Source organism: Planococcus sp. TJ-307 (assembly GCF_058268435.1).
Map to the genome: position 1 here is coordinate 290331 of NZ_JBZDOJ010000002.1, position 24889 is coordinate 315219.

Sequence of the window (24889 nt, forward strand, 5' to 3'; positions counted from 1 at the left end):
AAAGCCTCAACGAATACCAAAAAGCCGATGGATTTGCATCGGCTTTTTCTGTGGAAAAGAGGAAAGAAAATGTCATTGATTGAACAGGATATAGCCAAACGCAATGAACGTACGCACGAGAACTATGATAAATTGATCGGAAAAGCGGGTTACATCGCACCAGATGAACACTTATGGCAGGATATTTTATCGGCAATCGTTCTCCGCAAGCCTGTATTGCTGAAAGGGCCGACGGGAGCAGGAAAGACCAAATTAGCAGAGAGCATTTCTGCATTGTTCGGCCAACCGATGCAAAGCATTAACTGCTCGGTAGATTTGGACGCAGAAGCGCTACTGGGCTTTAAAACTTTGGTTCAGCAGGATGGTCAAAGCGTCATCGAATTCGTCGAAGGACCCGTTGTAACAGCAATGAAAAAAGGCCACTTCCTGTACATCGATGAAATCAATATGGCCAAAGCAGAAACTTTGCCAATTCTTCACAGCGCATTGGACCATCGCCGTATGATGACCAATCCGTTTACTGGAGAAGTAATCGAAGCCCATCCTGATTTTGGTGTGATATCTGCCATCAATGAAGGCTATATTGGGACCGCGCCTATGAATGAAGCGCTGAAAAACCGTTTCATTGCTTATCCAATCCCATATTTGACTGGCCAGCAATTGGCGGAGCTATGGGATCGCGAATTTCCAAAAGCGGACGGGAATTTAAAAGCGTTTATGCTGAATTTAGCAGAAGACTTGATGAAGCAGGTAGAGAACGGTTTATTATCCGAAGAAGCTGCTTCAATTCGGAGTCTGCTGGATGCAACGGCTTTAGCAGCCTATATGGATCCGCTGCGTGCGGTGCAGTATGCGATTGCTGAAAAACTGGATGATGAAAGTGAACGCGATTTGTTTATGGATCTGGCTCATACTTGGAAAAAGTAGGTGAATGTAATGGCGTCAGTTAATCGATTTATCCAATTTAATAATGAAACTATCGATACAAAGATGCTTCACCAAATGGAGTTGCTCGCTGGCGCATTGGCGGATGCCCCATACTTGAAAGTGACAACGCGTAAACTGGTCGAGCTTCGGCCATCTGAATCCGCCCTGTCCATCAGTGTTTTTTGGCGGCATCGCACGAAACGGATTGAACGTAATGGTTATCTATCGGATATCTATTTAATGGCTGCGGGCTATTGGCGTGATTTCAACTTGACCGCATGGAGAAAATTCAAAAGGGACAGTACTGCCTTACCGAGTCTGCGCGAGCAATTGTTGTTATGCGCTGAAGAGTTCCGGTTATCCGAACAAATTAAAGCGGCTCGTCCCGGAACAGTGGCGGCTTTTGAAACGCGGGAAGCGGTTTATGCCGAATATCACGAAGATCAGTTTAAACAAAACAATAAAAAGGGCTTTAAAAGCGATGTGTTGATCAATGCTGCTTATTTGCGCTTGCGCGGAATAGACGTGGATATGGATGAGCGCTTTCAGTCGCTATTTTTCATTTGGACAGATTTGTTTGAGGCAAAGTCAACGATGGATTCCGTAAAGGTAGTAGAGCGTATAATGGACCGGGCAGAGTTTCTGCTCGAGGGAGATGCACTGCACACGTATTACACTTTTGGCGAATCGGTTGAAAAAGCGCCGCCTTTCCATTATCATGCCGGGATAGAGGCGGAAGAAGCGGACGAAGCGGACGAGCCGGAAGAAATAGAGACCATTGAAGAGTGGTTTCAGTCCTGGCACCGGGAAACTGAAATGAGCGAATCACCAGCGATGGAGTTTGAGCTGGAACGTGGGGACTCCCAGCTTGCAGAAGGCGGCAGGGAAGAAGAAGGGGCAGGAGACGTGCAACAAACCGCTAAAGGTGATTCCAGCGGCGAACACCTGGAAGACAGCGATGCGGAAGACAGACAAATGGAAAGCCAACCGAAAAGAGCAGAAGGCAAATTCGGGTCTGCCAATGACCAAGTGGTTTTTCACGAATCAAGGCTGCGGGCACAAGGTGATCATCGACTGGACATTGAGGCTTGGCGAAAAAAACAGGCACCATACGTGCGTGCTTTGCTGAAAGAGCTGAAAAAGCGGATGACTCAGCGACAAGAAGGAATTCGCAATAACTTGAACGCCGGAAGGTTATCAAAAAAACTGGTGCCGCTGGCAATTGAAGAGCGCCCTAAGCCGTTTTACCGAAAAACGGCACCTTCTAAGGAGTTGGATGCGGTTTTTTGCCTATTGATTGATGGATCCGCTTCAATGCTTGATAAACTGGATGAAACGAAGCAAGCCGTCCTGTTGTTTCATGATGTGCTGCGTGGTTTGAACGTGCCGCATGAAATCGTCCTGTTTTACGAGGATGCTTACGAGGCGAGTGATGCCGAGCAGCCAAACTATTTTGAGTGGATGCATAAGTTTGAGGATCGTGGCAAAGATCATGCACAAGAAATTGCTTCTTTGGATGCACACGAAGACAACCGGGATGGCTTTGCCATTCGCTGGATGAACAGTCGCTTGAAAAGAAGGACTGAAAAACATCGCTTTTTGCTGGTATTTTCCGACGGAGAGCCATCTGCCTATAATTACGCTGAAAACGGTGTAGTGGACACGGCAAACGCTGTTGCTGAAGCAAAAAAACAAGGCATCGAAGTACTGCATCTGTTTTTGAGCAGCGATTCGATTACAGAAGAGCAGGCCGCATTTTACCGAATGATGTACGGCAATAAATCCGTTAGTGCCGATTCTTTGGAGCAGTTTGTCGAACAAACGCTGCGCCTGCTGAAAAGAAGTTTGCATTTGGTGATTCAGGCGGGTTAATTTTTAAGTTTTTTTTTGGTAAATATTTTCTTTGGGCAATTGATTATTTCCAGTAATAGAGCTTACTTTCCAAAAGGCAAAGAATACTTTCCAATAAGGACAAAATACTTTCCAGAACTTCTAAAATACTTTCCAGCCGAGCTGAAATACTTTCCATAGAAATAAAACAGCCAAAAACCCCGGGAGCTCACGAGCTTCCGGGGTTTAAAATTTACATATTGTTCTTTTCATTGTTGTCATGAATAGTAAGAAGGCGCTGTTTCAGGTCTTCTTCCATGCGGCCGATTTCAAGCTCGGCAGCTTTGCGGTTTCTGCGGCCTTCTGCTTGGATTTTCAGTGTTTCTTCGATGGTTTCAAGCAGGTTTTCCTGCGTTTTCTTCAAGGTATCGATCTCCACAATCCCGCGTTCGTTTTCGCGGGCAGTTTCAATCGAATTCATTTTCAGCATTTCCGAGTTTTTCAAAAGCAGGTCATTGGTCGTTGCTGTAACTTGTTTTTGTGCTTCAACGGCTTTTAACTGCTTATTCAGCGTCAGTGCGATGGCAATCTGATTTTTCCATAGTGGAATCGACGTCATGATGGACGACTGAATCTTTTCCGCCAACGTTTGGTTGGTTTGTTGGATCATGCGGATCTGCGGTGCGCTTTGTATGGTGATTTGGCGCGATAATTGCAAATCGTACAGCCGTTTTTCCAAACGATCTACGTATTGAACCATATCGTTGACTTCCTGATACACCATTTGATCTTGTGAGCTTTCCGCTTTTCTTCGAAGTGCGGGAATCGTTTCGTTCATGATTTCATCGCGTTTGATTTCTGCTGCGGCGATGTAGACATTCAATGCCTGAAAATAAGTTTTATTTTGGTCATAAAGCTGTTCGAGCATTTGCACATCATCTAACAATCCACGTTTGGAATGGTCAAGCTGGATGCTGATGCGGTCTACTTGGCTGCTGAGTTTCTGGTATTTGCTCATCATTTCCTGAACCGAATATTTAGCTTTAGAAAAAATTTTACGGATTCCCGATTTTTTTCCTTGTGTCAGCTCTTCTGGATTCAATTCTTCCAGCTTTTTCATCAAGTCATGGAGTACATCTCCAACAGGGCCGATGTCTTTTCGCTGGACATGGTCCAGCATTTTGTGCGAAAACTGGCTCAGCTGGTTTTGGGCGTTAGCCCCATAGGTCAAAATCGCTTCATTATTGCCAATCGGAATTTGTTTGGCCAATTCGCGTGCTTTGGCTTGTTCTTCTTCTGACAAGCGATCCATTAAGGAGACAGGACGGCCTTCTGCCTGCTCGGAAACTGCGTGGTTCTGCTTTTCCAATTGTACGCCAAAAGGCGATTCCAATAAATCATCCAATTCACTTCGAGTCGATGGTTTCTCTGTCATCTTTTACGTCTCCCTCATGTTCAGGTTCTGGCTGAACGAGTAATTTCTGATTATTGTGTTGGTCAACAGCCAACTGTGCATAATCCAGTTCCATACGCAATTTTTCAACGTCGCTGGAAAGAACACGCTTTAAATCCTGCTCCATCACTTTGTTTAGCGCAAGCAGCATTTCTCTTGTGTCTTGCAATGCTACGCGCATTTCTTGATCTTTAATCGGCTGTCCGACCAGTAAGGTGTATTTCTCTGTCAACTCAATGGCTGAATCCAAATGTGAATAGAAGAAAGGTTCAGCTAAATAGAATTTTCGTGGGTTTTGCTGAACGACAATAATAATTTTATTGGCGATTTTTGTCATGTCCATTAATTGTTTAAAAGAAGAAATAGAACGGACTTTGTAATAATTGCCTTGCAGCTGCTTTATTTTTTCTTTGCCTTCTTTTATCTGGGTACGCACATTTTTAAATTCACTTCGAGTCATTCCAAGGTTTTTGGAATCAGACGAGATTTGAACTTGTTTAATGGTACTATTGCTGGCAATATATGTTCCGGCAGCGACGGCTCCAGAAGCAATCAGGCCAATTTCTGCACCTAAATACAGGACAGGGAACATCACTGTCATAAGGGGCAGACTGACAGATTGTCGTTTAATGAAATTTTCAATCGGCTTTAGGGGCTTCATGCAAAGAACCTCCTTCACTGCTACTATATCTATACGTTTCGAACATTGAAAAGTTTCGTTTCAATGCTTTCTCTATCTTGTATTTTACGTGAAACAAGAAGTCAATACAAACTTTCGAATCCTAATAAAGAATTTTGCAAAATACTTTACAAGCTGAGCGAGATTTGGCAAAATGCTAACTAGGAAGAAATGAGGCAGATTAGGATGCATGACATCATCTATATTCGAGCAAATTATGAACCTTGGTGGATGTTTGATGGCTGGGAAGAAAACATCGTGTCACGTGGAAGGTTTGAGTCAGCGGATAAAGCACAAAGCTATCTGAATGAGCAAGAACAAGAGTTCAGCCGACGATTTTCACAATCTGAAAAAAGGGATCATGCTTTTACAGCGTTTTGGAATGATGAAGAAGTAGAATATTGCGAAATTTGCGAGGAAGATTTACAAATCTTTCATGGTCTTATTTGGCTCCATAATGGGAAACCAAAGATAAGTTTTTAGATTTATTTGACTTTTGTAGTCAATTTGATATAATAACTGTAACAATATGAAATCTCAACCAATTACAGCTATTCACATATTCCCAAAAGTGATCAGCACGTGATGGTACTTTAGGGAATATGTGAATTTTTTTATTTGAGAAGATTCCATATTGAAAATTTTTCTTACCACAGGAGGTAATTTACATGCAAGAAGGAACAGTAAAATGGTTTAACTCAGAAAAAGGCTTCGGATTTATCGAAGTTGAAGGCGGAGACGATGTGTTTGTACATTTCTCAGCAATCCAAGGTGAAGGCTTTAAAACGCTTGACGAAGGCCAACGTGTTGAGTTTGAAGTAGAAGAAGGCAACCGTGGACCACAAGCAACTAACGTAACTAAAGTCTAATAACCAAGAGCCACTCTTTCGGGAGTGGTTCTTTTTTGAGGTTTCTGCCAGCTTGTCTTGAATGCCAGGACAGCCGGTTATGAACTACAAAAAGTAAATTTAAAATAGATGAGTCTTTTCCGTGACGCCTGTAAAGGTTTTTATTATGAGCCCTGAGGGTATAAATAAAGGATTAGTGAAAGCAACTATAGGAGGTTTTAAAATGGAAGGCAAAGTGAAATCGTTTGATGAGGTTAAAGGCATAGGCATGATCGTAGGCGACAATGGCGAAGATTTCTTTTTCGAGGAAATCAATATCAACGTCGATGGCTTCCGTAAGCTGATGCCAGGACAACCGGTAAAATTTACAGTATATGAAGGCGTAGCCGATAAAGAACGCGTAGCAACAAATGTAACGTTGGTATTTTAATTAGGATTGAACACAGTGGTTGAGCAACTGAAAGATCAAGGGGGAAGTTAAAATGACTAACGAATATTTAAAGAAAGATATGCCAAGCAAAGAAAAGCAGGAAGATTTTTATCATAAGCTCCGAGATAAAGTACAGAATTGGGCAGATTCAAAACCAAAAGTAGTTGGAACTGTCAGCGGGTATGTGTTGTTCGCGCCAGATCTTTTCCATTTGCTGACCCGATTGATGCTGGACAGCCGCATTGATAAGAAAAGCAAGGCAGCAGTTGGAGCAGGGATTATGTATTTCATCGCACCAATCGATTTTCTGCCAGAAATATTAATGGGTCCCGGAGGATTTTTGGATGACGTGGTAGTTGCTGTCTTTGTCATTAATACACTGCTTAACAAATTCCCTAGAGAAGTCATTGCAGAGCACTGGGCTGGCGATGAAGACTTATTGGCCCTTGTGAAAAAGGTATCCAACTCTGGAAATAAATACGTTTCCAAATTGCCAGCTGGTCGTTTGGTTAAGCGTTTTACAAAATAAATCTAAAAAAGCCGCAGATCAAATTCAGATCTGCGGTTTCTTTATGTAAAAAAACAGCAGGCACGTTCGTCGAACGTGACTGCTGCAAGAATTTGATTTATTTCGCGATCCCTTGCGTATCTTTCCACTCCAAAAATTCATCGTAAGTCAACTGCTTATCAAGGATTGAACCGTCTTCACGGATTTCAATCACGCGGTTTGCAACTGTCTGGATAAACTGATGGTCATGAGAAGTGAAGACCATAGCGCCTTTAAAAGCGATCATGCCGTTGTTCAATGCTTGGATCGATTCAAGGTCCAAGTGGTTAGTAGGCTCGTCCAATAGAAGAACGTTTGCGTGCGACAGCATCATTTTTGAAAGCATGCAGCGTACTTTTTCGCCACCGGATAGTACTGAAGGTTTCTTTTTCACTTCTTCACCGGAGAATAGCATTCTGCCGAGGAAACCGCGAAGGAAGGTTTCGCTCTCGTCTTCTGGCGAATACTGGCGAAGCCAATCTACCAATGACAATTCACTGCCTTCAAAGTAAATCGTGTTGTCAATCGGCAAGTACGCGCGTGAAGTGGTTACACCCCAACGGGTTGAACCATCTGCGGGTTGATCTTCTTCAGCTAAAATGCGGAGAAGAGCCGATTTTGCCAATGGATCTCCAATTAAAACGATCTTGTCATCTTTGTTCAAGTTAAAGCTGACGTTATTGAGCAATTGCTTGCCATCCACTGTCTGGCTGACGTCTTTTACTGTTAATACATCGTTGCCGATTTCGCGTCCGATGGTAAAGTTGACGAACGGGTATTTACGGGAAGAAGGACGGATATCATCGAGCTCAATTTTATCGAGCATTTTCTTCCGTGATGTGGCTTGCTTCGATTTTGAAGCATTGGCAGAAAAGCGGGCAATAAAGGCCTGTAGCTCTTTGATTTTCTCTTCTTTTTTCGAGTTCTGATCTGATGCCAAACGGGTTGCCAATTGGCTTGATTCATACCAGAAATCGTAGTTCCCAACATAAAGTTGGATTTTACCAAAGTCCAAGTCAGCAATGTGCGTGCATACTTTGTTGAGGAAGTGGCGGTCATGCGATACAACGATGACGGTGTTGTCAAAATTGATCAGGAATTCTTCCAGCCACTGGATAGCTTTCAAGTCCAGATGGTTAGTAGGCTCATCCAGTAAAAGAACATCAGGTTTGCCGAATAAAGCTTGTGCCAACAGCACTTTCACCTTATCAGATCCTGATAGTTCAGCCATTTTCTTGTCATGAAGCTCTTCAGAAATGCCAAGGCCTTGCAGCAAAATAGCCGCTTCAGACTCAGCTTCCCACCCGTTCAGTTCTGCGAATTCGCCTTCAAGTTCAGCAGCGCGCATGCCATCTTCATCAGAAAAATCTTCTTTCATGTAAATGGCATTTTTCTCAGACATGACTTCATAAAGCTTTTTATGGCCCATAATAACCGTTTCTAGAACGGGGTGCTCTTCGTATTCAAAGTGATTTTGCTTGAGTACAGCCAATCGTTCGCCAGATCCCATATAGACATTTCCAGATTGCGCATCAAGGTCACCCGAAAGGATTTTGATGAATGTCGATTTGCCAGCACCATTGGCACCAATCAATCCGTAGCAATTGCCAGGGTTAAATTGAATATTTACATCTTCGAAAAGTTTACGGTCGCCAAAGCGAAGACTTACATCATTTACAGCTATCATTTATACGTACCTCCTAAATTTCACAATAAGAAGAGTATACCACGAAATCCACGGAAATCGATAGCAATCGCCCGTGGTCTCGGATAAACTAAAAATATCCTGTTGGTTTATCTGGTTTTGCGTTTTATATAGGCATCAAGCATTCCGAGTTCCTTGTTCAGCAAATACTCCATCTGTACATAATCACGCCGTCCGGGAACATGTTCCGGTGTCAGGCCTTTCATTGAATAGATAAAATAATAACCGCCGATTTGGCGAAACAGGACCACTACGTGTGGAAACTCATCAAAAATCGCTTTTATATTATAGCGTTTCGCGTAACTCCAATTTACGAGCTTCATCGACAACCCGCCTTTCACCCTTTTAGTTTAAATGATTGGCAGGGGAGAACACAAGTTTGTACCATATGTCCAGCTGAAATATTGCTTTACGGATTCACCTTAATGAGTGGGAGGGAAAATCGTGTCTGAACAACAAAAAATATCTGCTATGGGTTTAATGGTTTTAGCTATATTATTTGTCGCCTTAAATTTGCGGCCGGCGATTTCGTCCATTGGGCCGATGCTTGAGCCGATTCGGGGCGATTTAAATTTGAGCAATAGCGAAGTTAGCTTGCTGACGGCAATACCTGTATTTTGTATGGGAATTTTTGCGCCTCTGGCTATTTTGTTTGGCCGTAAATTTGGTTTGAAGCAGTCCATTGCCCTATTGCTGATGGCTATAGGATTGTTTACTTTGGTCAGAGGGTTTATGCCGACGTATCCGGTGTTGCTCGCCAGTGCCTTTTTCATTGGTTTAGCGATTGCCATCATCAGCCCGCTATTGTCAGCAATGATCAAGCGAGATTTTCCGTTGCGGACTGCCGCATTGATTGGAGTTTTTTCGTTTGGAATGGGGTTAGGAGCCACTTTATCTGCAGGGTTGACGGGCGTCATTTATACCATAGCCGATTGGCCGCTGGCGATCGCAAGTTGGGGTTTGCTGTCTATTGTCGCAGTGGTGATTTGGCTGCGAGTGGAACAACCAGCTGAAGTTGGGGCGGTGAGAGACGGACTTGAACAAATTGTCGCGGTATCGCCTTGGAAGAACAAACGGGCTTGGTATATGCTGCTGTTTTTTGGATGCCAATCGGCTTTGTTTTTTTCCATGCTGACTTGGCTTGCGCCGATTGCCATCGAAAAAGGGATGTCTGTTTTGGCTGCTGGAGGGGTATTGACCTTAATGTCGGCTGTGCAAATTGCAGGGAATATTACGATTCCGCTATTTTTCAATAAGTTTCCGAATCGGTTAGTATGGATCTTGGCAGTATTGTCTTTTGGAGCAGTAGGCATTTTGCTGCTGATGTTCGGCGCTGTCGGTACAATCTGGACAGCAGCTGCGTTTATTGGGGTTGCACTTGGCGGCTTGTTCCCAATTGCTTTGCTGATGCCGCTCGATGAAACTACTTCTGCAGACGAAGCCAATAGTTGGACGGCGATGACGCAATCAGGCGGGTACATCATCTCAGCATTTATGCCATTAACCATGGGAATTGTCTACGACCAAACAGGCAATCATAGCATTACGCTGACCATGTTTTTGGTTTTTATTGTCCTGATGGCAATTTTTGCGGTATTGCTAAATGAAAAAAACTGATATTATTCTTTGGGTTCTGGTAAAAAAAACTCTTTGATAGCATGAGGCTGCAAAACGAATAACCAAGACAGATACAGAGAAATTAGCGGGAAAATAATGCACCAGGAAGATACCATCGTGAAAGAAAGCTCAGAATTGGGAAAGAATGAAGTGAAATACCAATAATTATAGTTCAAGGTCAAAAACATCGTCGTTATTGGTCCGGCATAGACTCGTTTTGTAAGAATGGCGATCAGCACGCCGATTCCAATGACAATAGCTGGAACAATACCCAATTGCATCACGATAGGATCTATGGATTCTATAAGCTTCAATCGAGTTCCTCCCTAAATCGAATATAAAATGAAGTATGGACTGAATCATGCCTAAATGATAAAAGAGTAAAAAAAGTCGACGCCTTAAGCGTCAACTTTATCCCAAGCTTCGGAAAGAAAGATATCACGACCGGATTCTGCCCGATCTTTTTGATAATGCTCTGCATTTTTCTTATAAAAATCTTGGTGATATTCTTCGGCGCGGTAAAAAGGAGCAGCATCCCGTATTTCGGTAACAACGGGTTTGTTGAATCGTCCACTGTTGTCGAGTTCTTGCTTAGATTTTTCGGCAATCGTGCGCTGGTTGTCGTTGTGCACAAATATAGATGCTCGGTAAGAAGGACCACGGTCCTGAAACTGACCTTCATCATCAGTGGGGTCAATCTGCTGCCAAAAAATATCCAGCAATTTTTCGTATGAAAAAATCTCTGGCTGGAAGGTAATTTCAACGACTTCCAAATGGCCCGTTGTCCCGGATTTTACTTGTTCGTATGTAGGGTTTTCTACATGTCCACCACTATAGCCAGAAACGACTTGTTCAATGCCATCAAACTGATCGAACGGTTTGACCATGCACCAAAAGCAGCCGCCTGCAAATGTTGCTTTTTCTGTCATGTTAATTTCTCCTCTCGGATAAGTTTACTTACTTGATCTGTCAAAAGTTGGTTTTTGACGATATCTTGCAGTAGATAAGAAAAATCTTACCACTCCAAGGTATGCTAGACAATCAAAAAGTTCTGAATAAACTTAGCAATACTGCGAGTGTAGTTGAATGGCCATCGAAACCGGGACATATAGCCTGTTTATTTAGACGAACATTACCGATCTAATGAATTTTTGAAACTTAATATATGGAAATGCGTCTTATTGACGTAAAAGTTTAGAAAGGAGTGCATTTACTATGGAAGAAGAACTACAACCCATCAAAAGAGTAAGACGCAGAAAAAAAAGATTTCGGCTGCGCGGCATCATCTTCCTGCTCCTCATCGTTTTGATCGCTATTGGCGCTTATGCATTCATACAATTCCGGAGTGGTATTAGTTTAGCAGACAATTCAGTGCAAGAACCTATTATATTTAATGGAGATACAGCAAACGGAAATTATGAAAACATTCTGGTTCTTGGCGTGGATTCACGCGGAGAAGAGCAGTCTCGTACAGACACAATGATGCTTGCAACACATGACAAAGTGAATGGCGAAATCAAGCTAACGTCTTTTATGCGAGACATTTATGCCGATATTCCGGGGTATCAGTCGTATAAACTAAATACAGCCTATTATTTGGGAGGAGCGGACCTGCTAGCTGAAACTCTTCGAAATATGTTTGGCGTAGAAATTCATCACTATGCAGTAATTGATTTTTCGAGTTTTGAAAGCTTAGTGGATGTAGCCGCACCAAACGGCGTCGAAATTGATGTTGAAAAAGCCATGTCTGAAAAAATCGGAGTTTCTTTAACTCCGGGCGTACAAAACCTGAACGGCAAAGAGCTTCTCGGCTATGCCCGTTTCCGAGCGGATAGTGAAGGCGATTTTGGACGGGTCCGCCGTCAGCAGCAAGTCATCGCAGCCATGAAAGACGAATTGATTAGCGTAACGGCGATTCCCAAATACCCGAAATTAGCAGGTGCTCTGCAAGGGTATGTCCAAACCGATATGCCATTGACTGATCAAGTGAAATTAGCTACACAATTGGCCACCGGTGGAGGTGGAGAAGTACAGCGTTTGACTTTGCCTGTGGAAAACAGTTATAGCTATGGGAATTATTCTCATGCTGGCTCAGTTCTTGATATTAACCTTGAACTCAACAGACAAGCTTTAAGTGAATATTTGTCTCAACCCCTAGACTAAATCATCAGAGATTATGATAATATAAAGGTATAAAGTCTATTCAGAAAAGGGGAAGTTTATGCAGCCAGAGGACAAGCTTGTTCAACCTGATGATAAACCATCATTTTTTGCAACCAGCTATATTCGATTTTTAGGCGGAAGAAATACATTATTTACGTTGATTTCTTTAGTCCTGCTTGGATTGGTGGTTTTCATTTTTAGAGAAGTTTCATTTCTTTTTCATCCGCTAAGTGTTTTTATGAAAACGGTTGTTTTGCCAATTGTCCTGGCATTGATTCTCTTTTACTTGCTTCGGCCAATATTGCGTATGCTGGAGAATTTTAAAATACCACGCATTTGGGGGATCATTATTATCTTTCTTGGTGTGGTCGGTCTAATAACGTTGTTGATCGTGCTAGTATTTCCTTTTTTGCGGTCCCAATTTCAAACATTGATTGAAGAGTTTCCTGAGTATTTTATGCAGTTGCTGACAGATGTGGATGCATTTTTAAGAACATCTTTTATTGGTGACTATTATAGCGAGTCCAACTTTACCGTGGATACCTTGCTGTCAACATTGCCAGGCGACATTGCTGACACATTGCAAAATACAGTGACTACAATCATTACGGGGGTTACAGGTTTGATTTCGACGATTACTGGTGTTATTTTGTCAGTGGTCATCGTGCCCTTTATTTTGTTTTATCTATTAAAAGATGGAGATAAGCTGCCAGAGTATTTCTTGAAGCTGCTGCCTCCCAGATTCCGTGAAGATACACGCGAAGTGTTTACGGAAGCAGACCGGCAATTGGGTGCCTACATACAAGGCCAATTGATTGTTGCGTTTTGTATTGGAGTTATGGTTTACATCGGTTTCCTTATTATCGGCATGGACTACGCGCTTCTTTTGGGTGTTTTGGCGATGGTGACAAGCGTGGTTCCTTATATCGGCCCTGCCATTGCTATTGCGCCAGCAGCGATTATTGCGTTGGTCACTTCACCTTTTATGCTCGTTAAACTTGCAATCGTCTGGACGGTTGTGCAGTTGGTAGAAGGCAACTTGATTTCTCCGCAAGTTATGGGGAAAACATTGTTTATTCATCCAGTAACAATTATATTTGTGCTGTTGACAGCAGGTTCCTTGTTTGGAATCGTGGGGGTTATATTAGGGATACCTATGTATGCCTTGCTGCGTGTTCTGGTTTCTCATTTTTATAAACTCTTTAAACGCCGCTACAATAAACATGAGATCAATTTGGAAAATCAATATGACTACACCGAATTGTAGTATTGTTTTAAAAAAGTATTATTGTGGTATATAAGTACTAACAAAAGTTGGAGGGTTCTGCGTTATGAAGTTCAAAAATTTTTTATCATCTATCGGCATAGGCTCGTTAAAAGTGAACACCGTTGTGGAAAGGCCGCATTTAGAAGAAGGCGAAACGTTAAATGGTACCATTTATCTTGATGGCGGCGATGGCGAACAGACCATTGATTTTATCGAGTTAAATGTAGTTAAGCTTGTAGAAGATACAAGAGACGACAGCGATTTTGATTTTTATGAAACTGTTGTCGCGAAACAATCGATGGAATTTGCAGGTTCAGTCAAGTCAAAGGATACAGTCATGCAGCAATTTGAAATTGTACCAGATGAACGTTGGATTTTGGAAAGTACAAACGCAAAGTTAATTTTGCGGACAATTGTTCATGTGAAAAACGGAGTCAATGCAAATGATGAAGATGATATCACATACGGAACTTTAGAGAGCTGAAATTTCAGCTCTTTTTTTTATGTGTTTTAACAGGACGACGGCTGTCGAGTGGATGCTTTTCGACCCCACTTGTAACTTTCTTTTTTACTTTAACGTTGCGGGAAAGCTTTGTACACATGTACTGAGTTTACGTATATATCGAAAGATGATATTGATAATCATTCTCATTTATGTTAAAGTAAATGATAACAGCAATTAGCAATCACAAAGAACAAGGTGGACTTTTGTTTGATTGCTGGATTTCCCTAAAATAGCCAGCCATCAGCAGAGACAGGCCGTGACCCTGAATTTGTTGGAGGACAGGTTGCTGTTATCGAGTGTTAGTGTCATTTCGTTTTGCATTTGGAATGTCTCAAGAAAATACTAGAGACATTAGAAAATCCCATATGCAAATAAAGACGATCGGGGCTGCTGTTTGAAGATGCGCTGCTCAGTATCTTCAAACAGAAAGAAAACCCGAAATAGTTGGTTTATTTAGAGAAGAATACGTCGTACATCATCCAAATGGGAGCGGAAGCAGATGAATAAAACGATGATGATACTGGTATGTACTTTATTTTTATCAATTGGAGTTGAATTCCATCCGAACAATCTAAAAGTGGAGGGTCCTGACCTTTCGACCGGTCAAGTGCCTGTTGTCATCTGGTCAACGATTAAAATACCAGATTTGTTGCTGCAAGATTCTATTTATCCGATATTTCAACTTAGGGACATTGATGCAAAAGTAGCTGGAGTGTCCACTGTGGGAGCAAAAAATGAAGTCGTCAAAGCCGGCCTGGATGCAGAAGCAGGACGTGTGAATTGGGGAACAGCTATGATTGTATTTCTTGTGGCTATTTTTGTTTATTTGATCAATAAAAGCAAAAAACAAGATATTGAGTAAGGTCATACGGACATGTTGGAGCCGTGTAAGCATACATAGTTTAGGATTCATTCAGTTCAATTCAAAAACCAATGTCGAAGCAAGCCCTCAAAGGCGCAAGTTTCAACATTGGTTTATTTGTATGCCATAACTTACGTGAAAGGTTTTTGCTTTTTCAAAAGCTTTACTTTAAAGGAATGTTGTAAATCATTTTGGCACCCAATGCCTTTATTTCGATATGAGGAGACAACGATTTTAAGGAAGTTATTTTTTCCAATGCTTCTTTCTGTGCATCTTCGAAATTGGTATGGCCTTCAATCGTTGGAATTGGCTGGATTTCAAATGGAGAAGCAGGAGAGTGTTTAATAAATAATAATATTATGTAATCCAAATGAATGGATGTCTCCATAAACACGTCAGGTTCGATCAATAATTCATTGTCAGGAAAATAGCTGATTTTATCTTCACCAATTATGGCAATTCTTTTTAAAATCCATAAATACGGTTCTCCATTAGAATCGATAGATGAGACTCTGGATAAAATAGTTTCCAGATGCTGTTCGAACAAGGAGAGTGACTGAGGGTGATTTGGTGCGAAGACAAAGTAAATACGATTGTCTTGTTCGTCAAGCAGCTGAAATTCATTCACAGTAATTCCTCCCATCCAATAGGATCATGTAACTGCTTTCATTATAAGCGATTAAAAGATTCTAAACAAATCTTGTATTTTACTTACTATGTAAATTACTACATAAGGAATATTTTCAAAGTTCAATACAAGTAATAAACAAAAAAAGAGAAAAACCCTCAAATTAGGATTTTTCCCTTAAGTTTACCGCCAAACCCTTAATTCAACCAAGTTCCTATAAGGCAACTGGAGGAGAGAATGAGTAGAAAAACACCGGTCATGAGAAAATCAATGCGACCGATTTGAACCTGGTGGTAGAAAGCGATTCTTGGTTCGCCTGTAAAGCCGCGCGCTTCCATAGCAAATGCAGACCGCTCGGCTTTGCGTACAGCTCCCGCAAGCATCGGTAATAAGATATGGCGCATGGCTATTAATCGCTGCCAGCTGTATTTTTCAATTTTAGCTCCGCGAAGTCTCTGAGCCTGCTGGATTTGAAAAAATTCCTCTTTCATAATGGGCAGGAACTGATAGCCGACCATAACCCCGTATGCAAGCTTAGGTGACAGTTTGAGCTGTTGCATCAGGCTTAAAATAAACTTAACGGGATCAGTGGTGAAGGCAAAGAGGAGAGACAAGGTAGAAAATGCCATAACGCGAAATGCTAACGACAAAGCCTGTGACCATCGCTCTTCGGTTATATCAATTCCGGCAAATGACCAAATGACGATCCCATCGTTTGACTCACCAAAGACGAGCGTTGTCCATAGGTAACCGATTGCTCCTATGGTAAATGGCAGCATGAACAATAGCCAAAGCTTCCATTTTGTACGGCTCATCGTTAGTTGGAGCAAAATGAGGCATATCCAAAACAAAAATGGAGTCCATGGATTGAAGAAAAACGCGATAACCAGCATGGATAAAGTGACTACAATAAATTTGATGGATGGATTCATGTTATGCAAAAGATCTCGCAGCAGGTCCCACTCCTTTCGGAGGCAACAAATGGTGCATCAGCAACAGCCCGTCGTTGCACCAAACTTCATTTGCCGGAAATTTCCCAGTCATTTGGCCGTCTTTAACCAGCAGCACCGAGTCAGCTAAACTTGCTGCAAATTCCATATCATGCGTGATGATCAAAAAACTTGTCCCCTCTTTCGAACCTTGATCAATTAACTCAAAAAGCTCAAGCAAAGCAGCCGTATCCTGGCCGGAAGTCGGTTCGTCCATCAGCAGCATTGGCCGTTTGTCGGCAAGCATAGCGGCAATTGCCACACGCCGTTTTTGCCCGTGGCTGACAGCGAATGGATTCGCGTCTTTAATTTCTTCAAGGCCGAGGCGCAACATTAAGAGGTCTAAGTCAGTCTGACTAGTGGCCCCTGAAAAAGCGACTTCTTGCTGAATGCTTGGCGTCATGAACAAGTATTCTGGGGATTGTGGCACATAACCAATTCCATCTGATTCGACCGTTCCTGCCGATTTTTTGTAGATTCCGCACAAGGCTTTTATAAGCGTTGATTTGCCGCTGCCGTTTGGGCCAGCAACCACAACCAATTCACCTCTGCTGACAGAAAACGTGAGCGGTTCGAGCAATTGCCTGTCTTTCATGGTGACTGACAGCCCGTCGGCGCGCAAAGCAATCGCTGGTTGTTTAACAGAATGACGTATTGGAAATGACACTGGCTGGCTGGAGCTGAACTTTTGATCGCTCACTATGCGGCCATCACAGCTTAATTGAATTTCACGCTCAAAAAAAGAACCCCAACTGTCCAAACGGTGTTCGACTGCGATAATGGTCAGGTTGGATGCTTGCTGCAATTTCGCCAGCCACTGGACAAATTGCTTTGCGGTATACGGATCCAGATGAGACAAAGGCTCATCCAGCAATAAGACTTCCGGTTCCATGATCAGTGCACATGCAGTCGCTACACGCTGTTTCATTCCACCGGACAAGGATTGAATAACGGCATTCCGCATATGTGCCAGTCCCGTAGTTTCCAAAACTGCTGTGATGCGCGGCTCCATTTGGGCAAATGACGTCTGCAAGTTTTCAAGGGTAAAGGCAAGTTCGTCCTCAACCGTTGGCATACAAAATTGTGAGTCAGGATCCTGAAAAACAGTGGCAACGCGATGATTGATTTCACCAGCAGTGTAACTGGCAGCCGATTTTCCGAACAACTCCATTTTGCCATCGACTAAGCCATCGCAATTGTCCGGATACAATCGATTCAGCAAATAAAGCAATGTACTTTTGCCGCAGCCGCTTGGACCGGTTAGAACGAGCCGTTCACCAGGGGAAACTGAAAATGAGAGGGCACTCAAAGTCTTTCTCTCGTTTTCAGGAAAGCGAAAAGACAGCTTTTCCAAAGTGAAAACTTTTTCAGGCATTCACATCACCTTTTTTCGCACGTGCAATGGCGTACCCGCGAAGCGAACCAGTCGCAAGCAGTGCATCACCAATATACTTTCCGCCAATGCCTGCGATAATTGCACCGCTTAAAACACGAATCGTGAACATTAATGCAACAAACGATGGATCGAGCGCTGCGTAGCCTGAGACAAAATAGCCGTAAATAAAGCTGAAAACAGCTGAGCCAATGCCGGCAAGCATCAGTATGAGAATATTGAAATGCTTGTAGCCGGTTAATGTGAATACTGCTTCAGCACCAAGCCCTTGGATAACTCCTGACAAGATCAAACGGGGACCGACCGCATTGCCAATCAATACTTCAATTGTCGCCGCCATGGTTTCGGACAGGAAGGCAGCTCCGGGCTTACGAATGATGTACATGCAGATGATCGATACAATAAACCAAATGCCAAAAATCCATTCATAGGCGAGCGGACCAATCAATGCTGCCCAAATATTTGCAACGTGCAAAAACAGCAAGTACACGATGCCAAAAACCACTGCAAATAGCGACATCAACACGACTTCTTTTAATTTCTACGATTTCAACAAATCAAGCACCTCCATGAGAGGGGCTGTTGATGCTCATCGATACGGTCATGACCAAATGGCGATGTTCTTCGGAGCAGGCATGTGTAAAAGATTCTTCGTAAAAGGCGAACACATCATGAATGTCTCCGTGAATGCCACTGGCATAATGCATGGAGTCATTGAAAACACCCTTTTGCTTGGCACGCTCAACTTCCCGATAAATAACGGTCATGTAATCCGGGTTGTTCATTGGGTATAAAGCAAACTGGGAAGACACGTATTGCTGAGTACTATCAGTGTTTAACAGCACATCGTCTTTTTCGAGATAGACGTCGCCTGATGAATCGCCTGGACAGCCGATTGAGAACGTACCAGACAGCGCCACATGTGCTCCAGTTTTCGCAGTATGCAGCGCCAGTGCCTTGGCAACATTGAAGACGTGGTTCTGCTTTCCGCGGATGACTGTCGACACATCATCGGTATGCATCCAGACATTTGAAGTGTCGGTCTCGTTTAACGCTCCTTTAATTACTTGAATAAAATCGCCGGTCATCGGATGCAGCGAAAAACGAAATCCGACAATTGGGCTAGTTCCGCATTGCAATGGTTCCATAACAATATTCCTCCTAAAAATTTGCACAAAAAAGACCGCATCCGTGAAGATGCAGCCATAATCTACAAATAATTACAAAAGGAATTATTTCAGAAATGCGCCGCACTTCCTCACGCAGGTATTATCCTGATCGAGTTATGAGGGATCGAAGCTTGCGCTTGCATCTCAGCCATAATGGGCACCCCTAGTGCAGAAAACGGTATGCGGTTTTTGTGTTCGGGTTGTTCCCGATGGGTTTAGTGTAGAGGAAGAGGTTGAAGATGTAAAGAAGAGATTGGAAAAAAGTAAAGGTGGCAGTTTGAAAGGATGTTTGAAATCACTCCGGACGCTCTGGGTATGGCTTCTGCATAAGGAGGGAAGAACTAGTGTTTACAAATTTAAATATTTCCAATATTTCCTTTTTAAGTTTGGGGATCTTCGCTATACTAAAAACAAGATGATAAGAGGAGGCTATTCAATGAGTACGATTTCCCTTAAGAAAGAAACGGCAAGTATTGTATTGGAAAAAAAGAAGTTAACAGGGGTTGTGGCAAAGGTTGGCATTGTGCTAGATATTACAGGGTCGATGCGGAAGCTTTATCGTGATGGTGTGGTGCAAGAAGTGGTTGAACGTGTGCTTGCGGTAGCGAGCCAGTTTGATGATGACGGTGCACTTGATGTTTGGGTTTATGACCATGAGTTTTCCCGTTTGCCGGCGGCTACCGAAGCCACTTTTATGGGCTATGTGGAAAAGAATATTTTGTCCAACGACAGTGTCCACAAATTCGGTCGGAACGATGAACCGAAAGTGATGGAAGACGTTATTCAGAAGTATATTAAAGAAGAACCGAGTGAAGACCCAGTCTTTTTGGTTTTTATCAATGATGGCGGATGCAAGTCAGGCATCAAGAAATTCATCGTAGAATCCTCTGATAAGCCGATTTTCTGGCAGTTTATCGGTATAGGCGATTCCAACTTTGATGTGCTCAAAAAGCTTGATAAGATGAGCGGGCGCGTCGTCGACAACGCTAACTTTTTCCATGTTCCCGATATTAACGCAGTGACCGATGAAAAACTGTACAATCAAATGCTGAATGAGTTTCCCCAATGGCTGAAAGAGGCGAAAGAAAAAGGGATCTTCCAAAAAAAACGAAAATCGCCATTGGATTTTCTATTTAAAAACAGATAAAAGCTCTGATAGAATCAATCGATTCTATCAGAGCTTTATTTAGTAATGTAATTATTGTTCATAGCCGGTATTGAATGTCTGACTGTTTGTCTGTCCAGTAACGGGCTTTTTTGTCGGACGAGTCAAAGAAAATACAGCACAGCCAAGAGCAATCAGTACAATCGCAGCACCTACCCATGCCGTACTAGATACCGAGCCGGTTTGTGTCAAGGTGATGCCGCCGATGGCCGAACCAAGTGCGATGCCAACCTGTAGAGCGGAATTGTTAAAGCTTTGCTGGATGTCCGATGTGTCTGGGTCAGTTTCAATCAAGTAGCTTTGTTGAGGAGGAGCGAGGCTCCAGCTCAGTGCTGCCCAAATGACCATTACCGGCAGGAAGGCAACGAGAGAGAATGTCGTGAGCGGAAGCAGAAACAAAGCAACAGCAAACGTTGAAATGACAATGATGATGCTTTTTTTCGAGCCGATTGAATCGGACATGATTCCGCCGATGGCACCTCCACTAACTGCCGCAATCCCAAATACCAAGTAACAAACACTGATCCAGAATGAACTTAGCTGCAGGTTGCTTTCCAAAAACGGGGTGAAATAAGCATAGACCGTGTAATGGCCGGCAAGCATGAACATGGTGGCGAGGTGGGCTGTACCGATTTTTGCACTAGCTACCGCTTTCAGCTGCTGTTTTAACGGTACCGCTGTACCTCCAGCTATCGGCTGGATAAAGCGTGCTATCAGCGCCATGGAAACGAGGGACAAAGCAGCAATTCCAAGGAAAATGACGCGCCATCCGAAGGCATCGGAAATGAGAATGCCGAGCGGCACCCCGAGAACGAGTGAGGAACTGATCCCCATGAAAATAAGGCCGATCGCTTTCGCACGGTAAGGCGGTTCAACCATTTTGGCCGCAATGGTCAGAGACAAAACGACAATAAGTGCGGTGCTCGCTGCGGTAATGACGCGCGCTATCATCATCCAGGTAAAGTCCGGACTGAAGAACGTCATAATATTCCCAATGAAAAAGACCGCAAGCGAAATTAAATAGACTTTTTTCCGTTCAAACCTACTGGTTGCGACCAGCAAAAGGGGGCCTGCAATGGCATAAATTAAAGCAAATAAGGTAATCAGTTGGCCGGCTGAGCTCAGCGAAACGCCAAACTCTTCAGCAATTGTTGGCAGTATGCCGCCAACAATCAGTTCCACAAGTCCGACTGCGACGGTGGATAAGGCTAAAATGTAAACTTTCAAGTTCATGAGATTCTACGCTTCCTTTCAAAATGGAGATAATAAAAAATGGCCCAAAGATCCCCGTCAGAAAACACAAAAAAATCCTGATTACAAAAAACGAACGGATCGTTTTCTGTAATCAGGATTTTGCGGTTCCTGGTAGAGACCCTTAAGCCATATTCTTAAGGTTATACAGATGCTTATAGCGGGATAATTACTTTAGAAATCCTACTACAAATAAAGAAAATCTGCAAGTCGATAATCAAATGAATTCAGCACAATCAACAGTTTTGATTTTTAAAAAGTCCAATACTTGATTATTTTTTTCATTTAAAACTGAGTATAAGTTCAGAAATAAAAAATATCAAATAATTTGAAATACTTGTTTTTATAATAGGTACTATGTGCTATTATATGTAAGATATTCCAAATTGAGAGGAAGTATATTGTGGACAAGACGTCGATTCAATCAAACAGAGAAACCGTTTATTTTTTCATTAGCCTATTTTTCAGCATTTTTATTTACGCCGCGGTCATTGTCTCCGTCATCGGCGCTGCGATTGCCCTAACGGTTGTCGTGTTTACGTTATTTGCTCATATTATCATGCTGGGTTCGATCCGTGGAAACGGCGTGCGGATCCATGAACGGCAATTTCCAGACGTCTATGAACGTGTGCAAGTTTTGGCTAAGCAAATGGAACTTAAAAAAGTACCGGATGTTTTTGTGATCCAGTCTGAAGGGGCGCTTAATGCCTTCGCCACTCGATTTTTTGGACGCGACATGGTCGTGCTCTATTCCGAAGTGTTTGAGCTGGCACGTGAACAAGGACAAGACGAGCTGGACTTTGTGATTGCCCACGAACTGGCCCATGTAAAACGGCGCCATGTGTGGAAAAACCTCTTGATTCTGCCAGCTGGGTTTATTCCATTTCTAAGTCAAGCGTATAGCCGGTCATGTGAGTATACATGCGACCGCCACGCTGCGTTTACGATTCAAAATGCGGCAGCTGCGAAACGGGCTTTAACGCTTCTTGGAATCGGCAAGAAAACCTATTTGGAAGTCAATGAGGATGCATATTGCGAACAGATTGCCACCGAATCCAATGCGGTTGTCTGGCTGAGCGAAGTGTTATCGACGCATCCGCGCTTGCCAAAACGCGTTCAGGCCATTCAGCAGTTCGATAACAGTGAAGCGAAATTCTACGAGCCGGATCATGGGAAAATTGTTCTTGGGGCTACCTTGATGGTAGGCGTAGTAGGAGCTGTTTACTTTTCAACCATCGCTCTTTTTGCAGGAGGCGCATTTGCTTTTTCTCAGTTTCTGCCGGATATGAATGAACCGGTTTTCGAAGAGGATTACGGCTATGGTATCGAAGGAGAAACGGCATTGATGTCCGCTGCTTCCATGGGCGATTTGGCAGGAGTTGAAGAAGCCCTTGCAAACGGAGAAGATGTGAATGAAAAGGATTCTGAAGGTGCAGATGCTTTGATGTATGCGGTTTATTCTGATAACGCCGACGTTATTCAAGTTTTGATTGATGCGGGAGCCGATCCCAATACAACCGATGATTATTCAACTGTTTTGGGATCGGCTGTAATGTTCGCGGAGTCTGAAATGGCTTTGGTATTGGTCGAAAATGGAGCCGATCCGGAATTGCAGGGACCCGATGGCTTGAATGCAATGGACCATGCAGGAGCAGAAAGCGAAGCAGAGTTTTTGGAGATGTTGGAAGAGGGACTGTAATAGTCAACGATTGGGAAATGCAGTTCTATAGCAATAAACGCCACCAACGAAATCATTTGATTTCGTTGGTGGCGTTTTCGCTTTTATTTCACGATAATGTGGCCATTGTTGGTAACGAGGCGGATCAGCACATCCCCGTTGCCAAAACTGACTTCTTCGGAATTGCGCCCAAACACATCAATGACCCCATTATCGGTGCGTGATTCGATCCGCGCATTAGTGGGCTCGCTGTCAGAATGAATTTCAATGCGGCCATTGTCAGTTTCAAAGTCTATTGGGAAGTTAAGCAAATCGGTAGTTAATTCGATGCGGCCGTTATTGGCGTTTGCTTTCAAGTTGCCTGCTGCATCGGTAAACACAATGCGGCCATTTGACGAGTGGATGGTCATATTGGCATCCATATTGGCCACTTCAATTGCGCCATTGTCTGTTTCAGCTTCAACTATCTCGCTTTTTAATGCATCCAGTGCAATGCGCCCATTATCTGATTCGATTGAAACTTCATTGGCATCGATGTCTTTAGCCAGGATAGTGCCATTATCGCTTTCAACAGTGAGCAATTCCAACCCATCAGAAGGGACATAGACTTGCAACGAGTGAGAGCGACTAAAGCCAAATATAAAAAACCGAAATCGATCCTCTACCTCAATGGTCAACTGATTGCCTGAAACGTCTGTCTGCAACCTCACATCATCCTCACTGCCCGTCAGCACGACACGTACAGTGTTGTCAGTGCTTGGCACAATATCCACGCGAGAGTTTTCTACTTGGATGTCCATAGATTCGATTTTTTCGTTGAACGTTTTTTCTTCTAGCACGTCTTGTTGTGCCGGATCAGAACTGTAGATGGCATACAAAAGCGCAATGACTACAATAAGGAATAGCACGATGACAGTAATCAAAATCCTTACTAATGTTTTCATAGCCGGATTTTCCTTTCTTTGATAAAACATGCACAGCATTGGATAGGGCAACAGGCTTTTCCAACATTTTGTGGAATACTTACATCTAGAGCAACTGAAGACGCAACTGGCCAAAGGAGGGGTAGTTATGGAAACCGTGCAAAACAGGCGAGCGATTGCGGTTGAACGGCTTGTCTGGTGGTTGGTGCAAATATCTTTGTTGGTAGGCATCTATTATATGTATGCAGAAAATAATGGAACGAAAGTGTTTATGGGCTTTCTTACGATTGCAGTCATGGTGGCGATCTCTCTTGTCCAACGGCATTATCATTATCCGCTGCCTTCAATTTTTACAACCATCATCTATATCTTTATTTTCTTTTCAGTAGTCATTGGTACATTCGTCGGAGGTTACCAAATAAATCACTTTGATGATTTTCTCCACGTATTTTCAGGTATCTGGATCGGCTATGCCAGCTGGATCATCCTCCGGCATTTGCTTCGCAACGGAGGGGGGTCTGACCTTCCCAATTCGTTTATCGCACTGTATATGATTTGCTTTTCCTTGGCCGCTGCGGCGTCATGGGAGTTGTTGGAGTTTGCAGGTGACAAATTATTCAGTTTCACCGCACAAGGCCGCGATCCAGACGACACGATGATCGACATGATTATGGGATTGATCGGCGGTTCGATCACCGCATTTACCATATTGAAATTGCGGAGCCGAAACAAGAAGGAAAAGAAGGAAAGAAAGAGTAGGAAAAGATAGACGTATCTTCGTGTATTCTATAATGCTAATTTTATCATAAGTTTATCCAATTATCAGATAAATAAGTTTTTTTAGCGTGGTAGTTAATAAC

27 protein-coding genes and 2 riboswitches are annotated in these 24889 nt (G+C 43.0%); of the genes, 14 read left to right on the top strand and 13 right to left on the bottom strand.

Features of this window, described 5'->3' with window-relative positions:
- Nucleotides 1–69 precede the first annotated feature (69 nt).
- Nucleotides 70–927 carry an AAA family ATPase gene (locus AC4EHK_RS07695; protein ID WP_490978212.1) on the top strand — a complete coding sequence of 286 codons (858 nt, stop codon included), beginning with the start codon at nucleotides 70–72 and terminating at the stop codon, nucleotides 925–927.
- Nucleotides 928–936: 9 nt separating this feature from the next.
- Nucleotides 937–2799, top strand: a complete 1863-nt coding sequence (locus AC4EHK_RS07700; protein WP_490978213.1) for a vWA domain-containing protein — start codon at nucleotides 937–939, stop codon at nucleotides 2797–2799.
- 211 nt (nucleotides 2800–3010) lie between these two features.
- On the opposite strand, the gene AC4EHK_RS07705 is transcribed toward AC4EHK_RS07700, so the two are convergent.
- Complete coding sequence (locus AC4EHK_RS07705; protein ID WP_490978214.1) at nucleotides 3011–4192, bottom strand: toxic anion resistance protein; 1182 nt, start codon at nucleotides 4190–4192, stop codon at nucleotides 3011–3013.
- Complete coding sequence (locus AC4EHK_RS07710) at nucleotides 4164–4871, bottom strand: 5-bromo-4-chloroindolyl phosphate hydrolysis family protein (RefSeq protein WP_490978215.1); 708 nt, start codon at nucleotides 4869–4871, stop codon at nucleotides 4164–4166. The genes AC4EHK_RS07705 and AC4EHK_RS07710 overlap by 29 nt, the downstream gene beginning before the upstream one ends.
- Nucleotides 4872–5075: 204 nt before the next feature.
- On the opposite strand from AC4EHK_RS07710, the gene AC4EHK_RS07715 reads away from it, so the two are divergent.
- The 4 genes from AC4EHK_RS07715 to AC4EHK_RS07730 all read left to right on the top strand — a co-directional run bounded on the left by AC4EHK_RS07715 (nucleotide 5076) and on the right by AC4EHK_RS07730 (nucleotide 6696).
- A complete protein-coding gene (locus tag AC4EHK_RS07715) occupies nucleotides 5076–5372 on the top strand; it encodes a DUF1033 family protein (protein ID WP_490978216.1) in 297 nt (98 codons plus the stop codon).
- A gap of 185 nt (nucleotides 5373–5557) precedes the next feature.
- Entirely contained in the window at nucleotides 5558–5758 is a 201-nt protein-coding gene (locus AC4EHK_RS07720) for a cold-shock protein (RefSeq protein WP_008428384.1), read from the top strand.
- Nucleotides 5759–5960: 202 nt separating this feature from the next.
- Complete coding sequence (locus AC4EHK_RS07725) at nucleotides 5961–6167, top strand: cold-shock protein (protein WP_490978217.1); 207 nt, start codon at nucleotides 5961–5963, stop codon at nucleotides 6165–6167.
- Nucleotides 6168–6219: 52 nt separating this feature from the next.
- A complete protein-coding gene (locus AC4EHK_RS07730) occupies nucleotides 6220–6696 on the top strand; it encodes a YkvA family protein (RefSeq protein WP_490978218.1) in 477 nt (158 codons plus the stop codon).
- A 97-nt stretch (nucleotides 6697–6793) separates the two neighbouring features.
- Here AC4EHK_RS07730 and AC4EHK_RS07735 read toward each other — a convergent pair whose 3' ends face one another.
- The gene (locus AC4EHK_RS07735) at nucleotides 6794–8401 is read right to left on the bottom strand and encodes an ABC-F family ATP-binding cassette domain-containing protein (RefSeq protein ID WP_490978219.1); all 1608 of its coding nucleotides are present in this window, start codon (nucleotides 8399–8401) and stop codon (nucleotides 6794–6796) included.
- Nucleotides 8402–8508: 107 nt separating this feature from the next.
- Complete coding sequence (locus tag AC4EHK_RS07740) at nucleotides 8509–8742, bottom strand: hypothetical protein (protein ID WP_490978220.1); 234 nt, start codon at nucleotides 8740–8742, stop codon at nucleotides 8509–8511.
- Nucleotides 8743–8863: 121 nt separating this feature from the next.
- Between AC4EHK_RS07740 and AC4EHK_RS07745 the strand changes: the two genes are divergently transcribed.
- Nucleotides 8864–10036 carry an MFS transporter gene (locus AC4EHK_RS07745; RefSeq protein ID WP_490978221.1) on the top strand — a complete coding sequence of 391 codons (1173 nt, stop codon included), beginning with the start codon at nucleotides 8864–8866 and terminating at the stop codon, nucleotides 10034–10036.
- Between the two features lie 2 nt (nucleotides 10037–10038).
- On the opposite strand, the gene AC4EHK_RS07750 is transcribed toward AC4EHK_RS07745, so the two are convergent.
- Nucleotides 10039–10350 carry a DUF2651 family protein gene (locus AC4EHK_RS07750; protein WP_490978222.1) on the bottom strand — a complete coding sequence of 104 codons (312 nt, stop codon included), beginning with the start codon at nucleotides 10348–10350 and terminating at the stop codon, nucleotides 10039–10041.
- Between the two features lie 84 nt (nucleotides 10351–10434).
- Entirely contained in the window at nucleotides 10435–10965 is a 531-nt protein-coding gene (msrA, locus tag AC4EHK_RS07755) for a peptide-methionine (S)-S-oxide reductase MsrA (protein WP_490978223.1), read from the bottom strand.
- Nucleotides 10966–11251: 286 nt separating this feature from the next.
- Between msrA and AC4EHK_RS07760 the strand changes: the two genes are divergently transcribed.
- The 4 genes from AC4EHK_RS07760 (at nucleotide 11252) to AC4EHK_RS07775 (ending at nucleotide 14833) form a co-directional block, all read left to right on the top strand.
- Nucleotides 11252–12199: an LCP family protein gene (locus AC4EHK_RS07760; RefSeq protein WP_490978224.1), complete on the top strand. Its 948-nt coding sequence runs from the start codon at nucleotides 11252–11254 to the stop codon at nucleotides 12197–12199.
- Nucleotides 12200–12257: 58 nt separating this feature from the next.
- On the top strand, nucleotides 12258–13466 hold the full coding sequence (locus AC4EHK_RS07765) for an AI-2E family transporter (RefSeq protein ID WP_490978225.1): 1209 nt from the start codon (nucleotides 12258–12260) through the stop codon (nucleotides 13464–13466).
- A gap of 64 nt (nucleotides 13467–13530) precedes the next feature.
- Nucleotides 13531–13950: a sporulation protein gene (locus AC4EHK_RS07770; RefSeq protein WP_490978226.1), complete on the top strand. Its 420-nt coding sequence runs from the start codon at nucleotides 13531–13533 to the stop codon at nucleotides 13948–13950.
- 520 nt (nucleotides 13951–14470) lie between these two features.
- Nucleotides 14471–14833: a hypothetical protein gene (locus tag AC4EHK_RS07775; RefSeq protein WP_490978227.1), complete on the top strand. Its 363-nt coding sequence runs from the start codon at nucleotides 14471–14473 to the stop codon at nucleotides 14831–14833.
- 163 nt (nucleotides 14834–14996) lie between these two features.
- On the opposite strand, the gene AC4EHK_RS07780 is transcribed toward AC4EHK_RS07775, so the two are convergent.
- The 5 genes from AC4EHK_RS07780 to AC4EHK_RS07800 all read right to left on the bottom strand — a co-directional run bounded on the left by AC4EHK_RS07780 (nucleotide 14997) and on the right by AC4EHK_RS07800 (nucleotide 18991).
- The gene (locus AC4EHK_RS07780; protein ID WP_490978228.1) at nucleotides 14997–15461 is read right to left on the bottom strand and encodes a hypothetical protein; all 465 of its coding nucleotides are present in this window, start codon (nucleotides 15459–15461) and stop codon (nucleotides 14997–14999) included.
- Between the two features lie 197 nt (nucleotides 15462–15658).
- Nucleotides 15659–16393 carry an energy-coupling factor transporter transmembrane component T family protein gene (locus AC4EHK_RS07785; protein ID WP_490978229.1) on the bottom strand — a complete coding sequence of 245 codons (735 nt, stop codon included), beginning with the start codon at nucleotides 16391–16393 and terminating at the stop codon, nucleotides 15659–15661.
- Nucleotide 16394: 1 nt separating this feature from the next.
- The gene (locus tag AC4EHK_RS07790; protein WP_490978230.1) at nucleotides 16395–17825 is read right to left on the bottom strand and encodes an ABC transporter ATP-binding protein; all 1431 of its coding nucleotides are present in this window, start codon (nucleotides 17823–17825) and stop codon (nucleotides 16395–16397) included.
- Nucleotides 17818–18366 carry an ECF transporter S component gene (locus tag AC4EHK_RS07795; RefSeq protein ID WP_490978231.1) on the bottom strand — a complete coding sequence of 183 codons (549 nt, stop codon included), beginning with the start codon at nucleotides 18364–18366 and terminating at the stop codon, nucleotides 17818–17820. The genes AC4EHK_RS07790 and AC4EHK_RS07795 overlap by 8 nt, the downstream gene beginning before the upstream one ends.
- A 34-nt stretch (nucleotides 18367–18400) precedes the next feature.
- The gene (locus tag AC4EHK_RS07800) at nucleotides 18401–18991 is read right to left on the bottom strand and encodes a YkoF family thiamine/hydroxymethylpyrimidine-binding protein (protein WP_490978232.1); all 591 of its coding nucleotides are present in this window, start codon (nucleotides 18989–18991) and stop codon (nucleotides 18401–18403) included.
- 90 nt (nucleotides 18992–19081) lie between these two features.
- Nucleotides 19082–19187, bottom strand: a riboswitch (TPP riboswitch).
- A 261-nt stretch (nucleotides 19188–19448) separates the two neighbouring features.
- Between AC4EHK_RS07800 and AC4EHK_RS07805 the strand changes: the two genes are divergently transcribed.
- Nucleotides 19449–20159 carry a vWA domain-containing protein gene (locus tag AC4EHK_RS07805; RefSeq protein WP_490978233.1) on the top strand — a complete coding sequence of 237 codons (711 nt, stop codon included), beginning with the start codon at nucleotides 19449–19451 and terminating at the stop codon, nucleotides 20157–20159.
- Nucleotides 20160–20210: 51 nt separating this feature from the next.
- Here the strand turns inward: AC4EHK_RS07805 and AC4EHK_RS07810 are convergent, their stop codons facing one another.
- A complete protein-coding gene (locus tag AC4EHK_RS07810) occupies nucleotides 20211–21410 on the bottom strand; it encodes an MFS transporter (RefSeq protein WP_490978234.1) in 1200 nt (399 codons plus the stop codon).
- A gap of 89 nt (nucleotides 21411–21499) precedes the next feature.
- Nucleotides 21500–21599, bottom strand: a riboswitch (purine riboswitch).
- Between the two features lie 232 nt (nucleotides 21600–21831).
- Between AC4EHK_RS07810 and AC4EHK_RS07815 the strand changes: the two genes are divergently transcribed.
- Nucleotides 21832–23127, top strand: a complete 1296-nt coding sequence (locus AC4EHK_RS07815; protein ID WP_490978235.1) for a M48 family metallopeptidase — start codon at nucleotides 21832–21834, stop codon at nucleotides 23125–23127.
- A gap of 83 nt (nucleotides 23128–23210) precedes the next feature.
- On the opposite strand, the gene AC4EHK_RS07820 is transcribed toward AC4EHK_RS07815, so the two are convergent.
- Nucleotides 23211–24050 (bottom strand): DUF4097 family beta strand repeat-containing protein, encoded by an 840-nt coding sequence (locus tag AC4EHK_RS07820; protein WP_490978236.1) that lies wholly within the window; start codon nucleotides 24048–24050, stop codon nucleotides 23211–23213.
- 127 nt (nucleotides 24051–24177) lie between these two features.
- On the opposite strand from AC4EHK_RS07820, the gene AC4EHK_RS07825 reads away from it, so the two are divergent.
- On the top strand, nucleotides 24178–24798 hold the full coding sequence (locus AC4EHK_RS07825) for a DUF2238 domain-containing protein (protein WP_490978237.1): 621 nt from the start codon (nucleotides 24178–24180) through the stop codon (nucleotides 24796–24798).
- The last annotated feature ends 91 nt before the right edge of the window (nucleotides 24799–24889 follow it).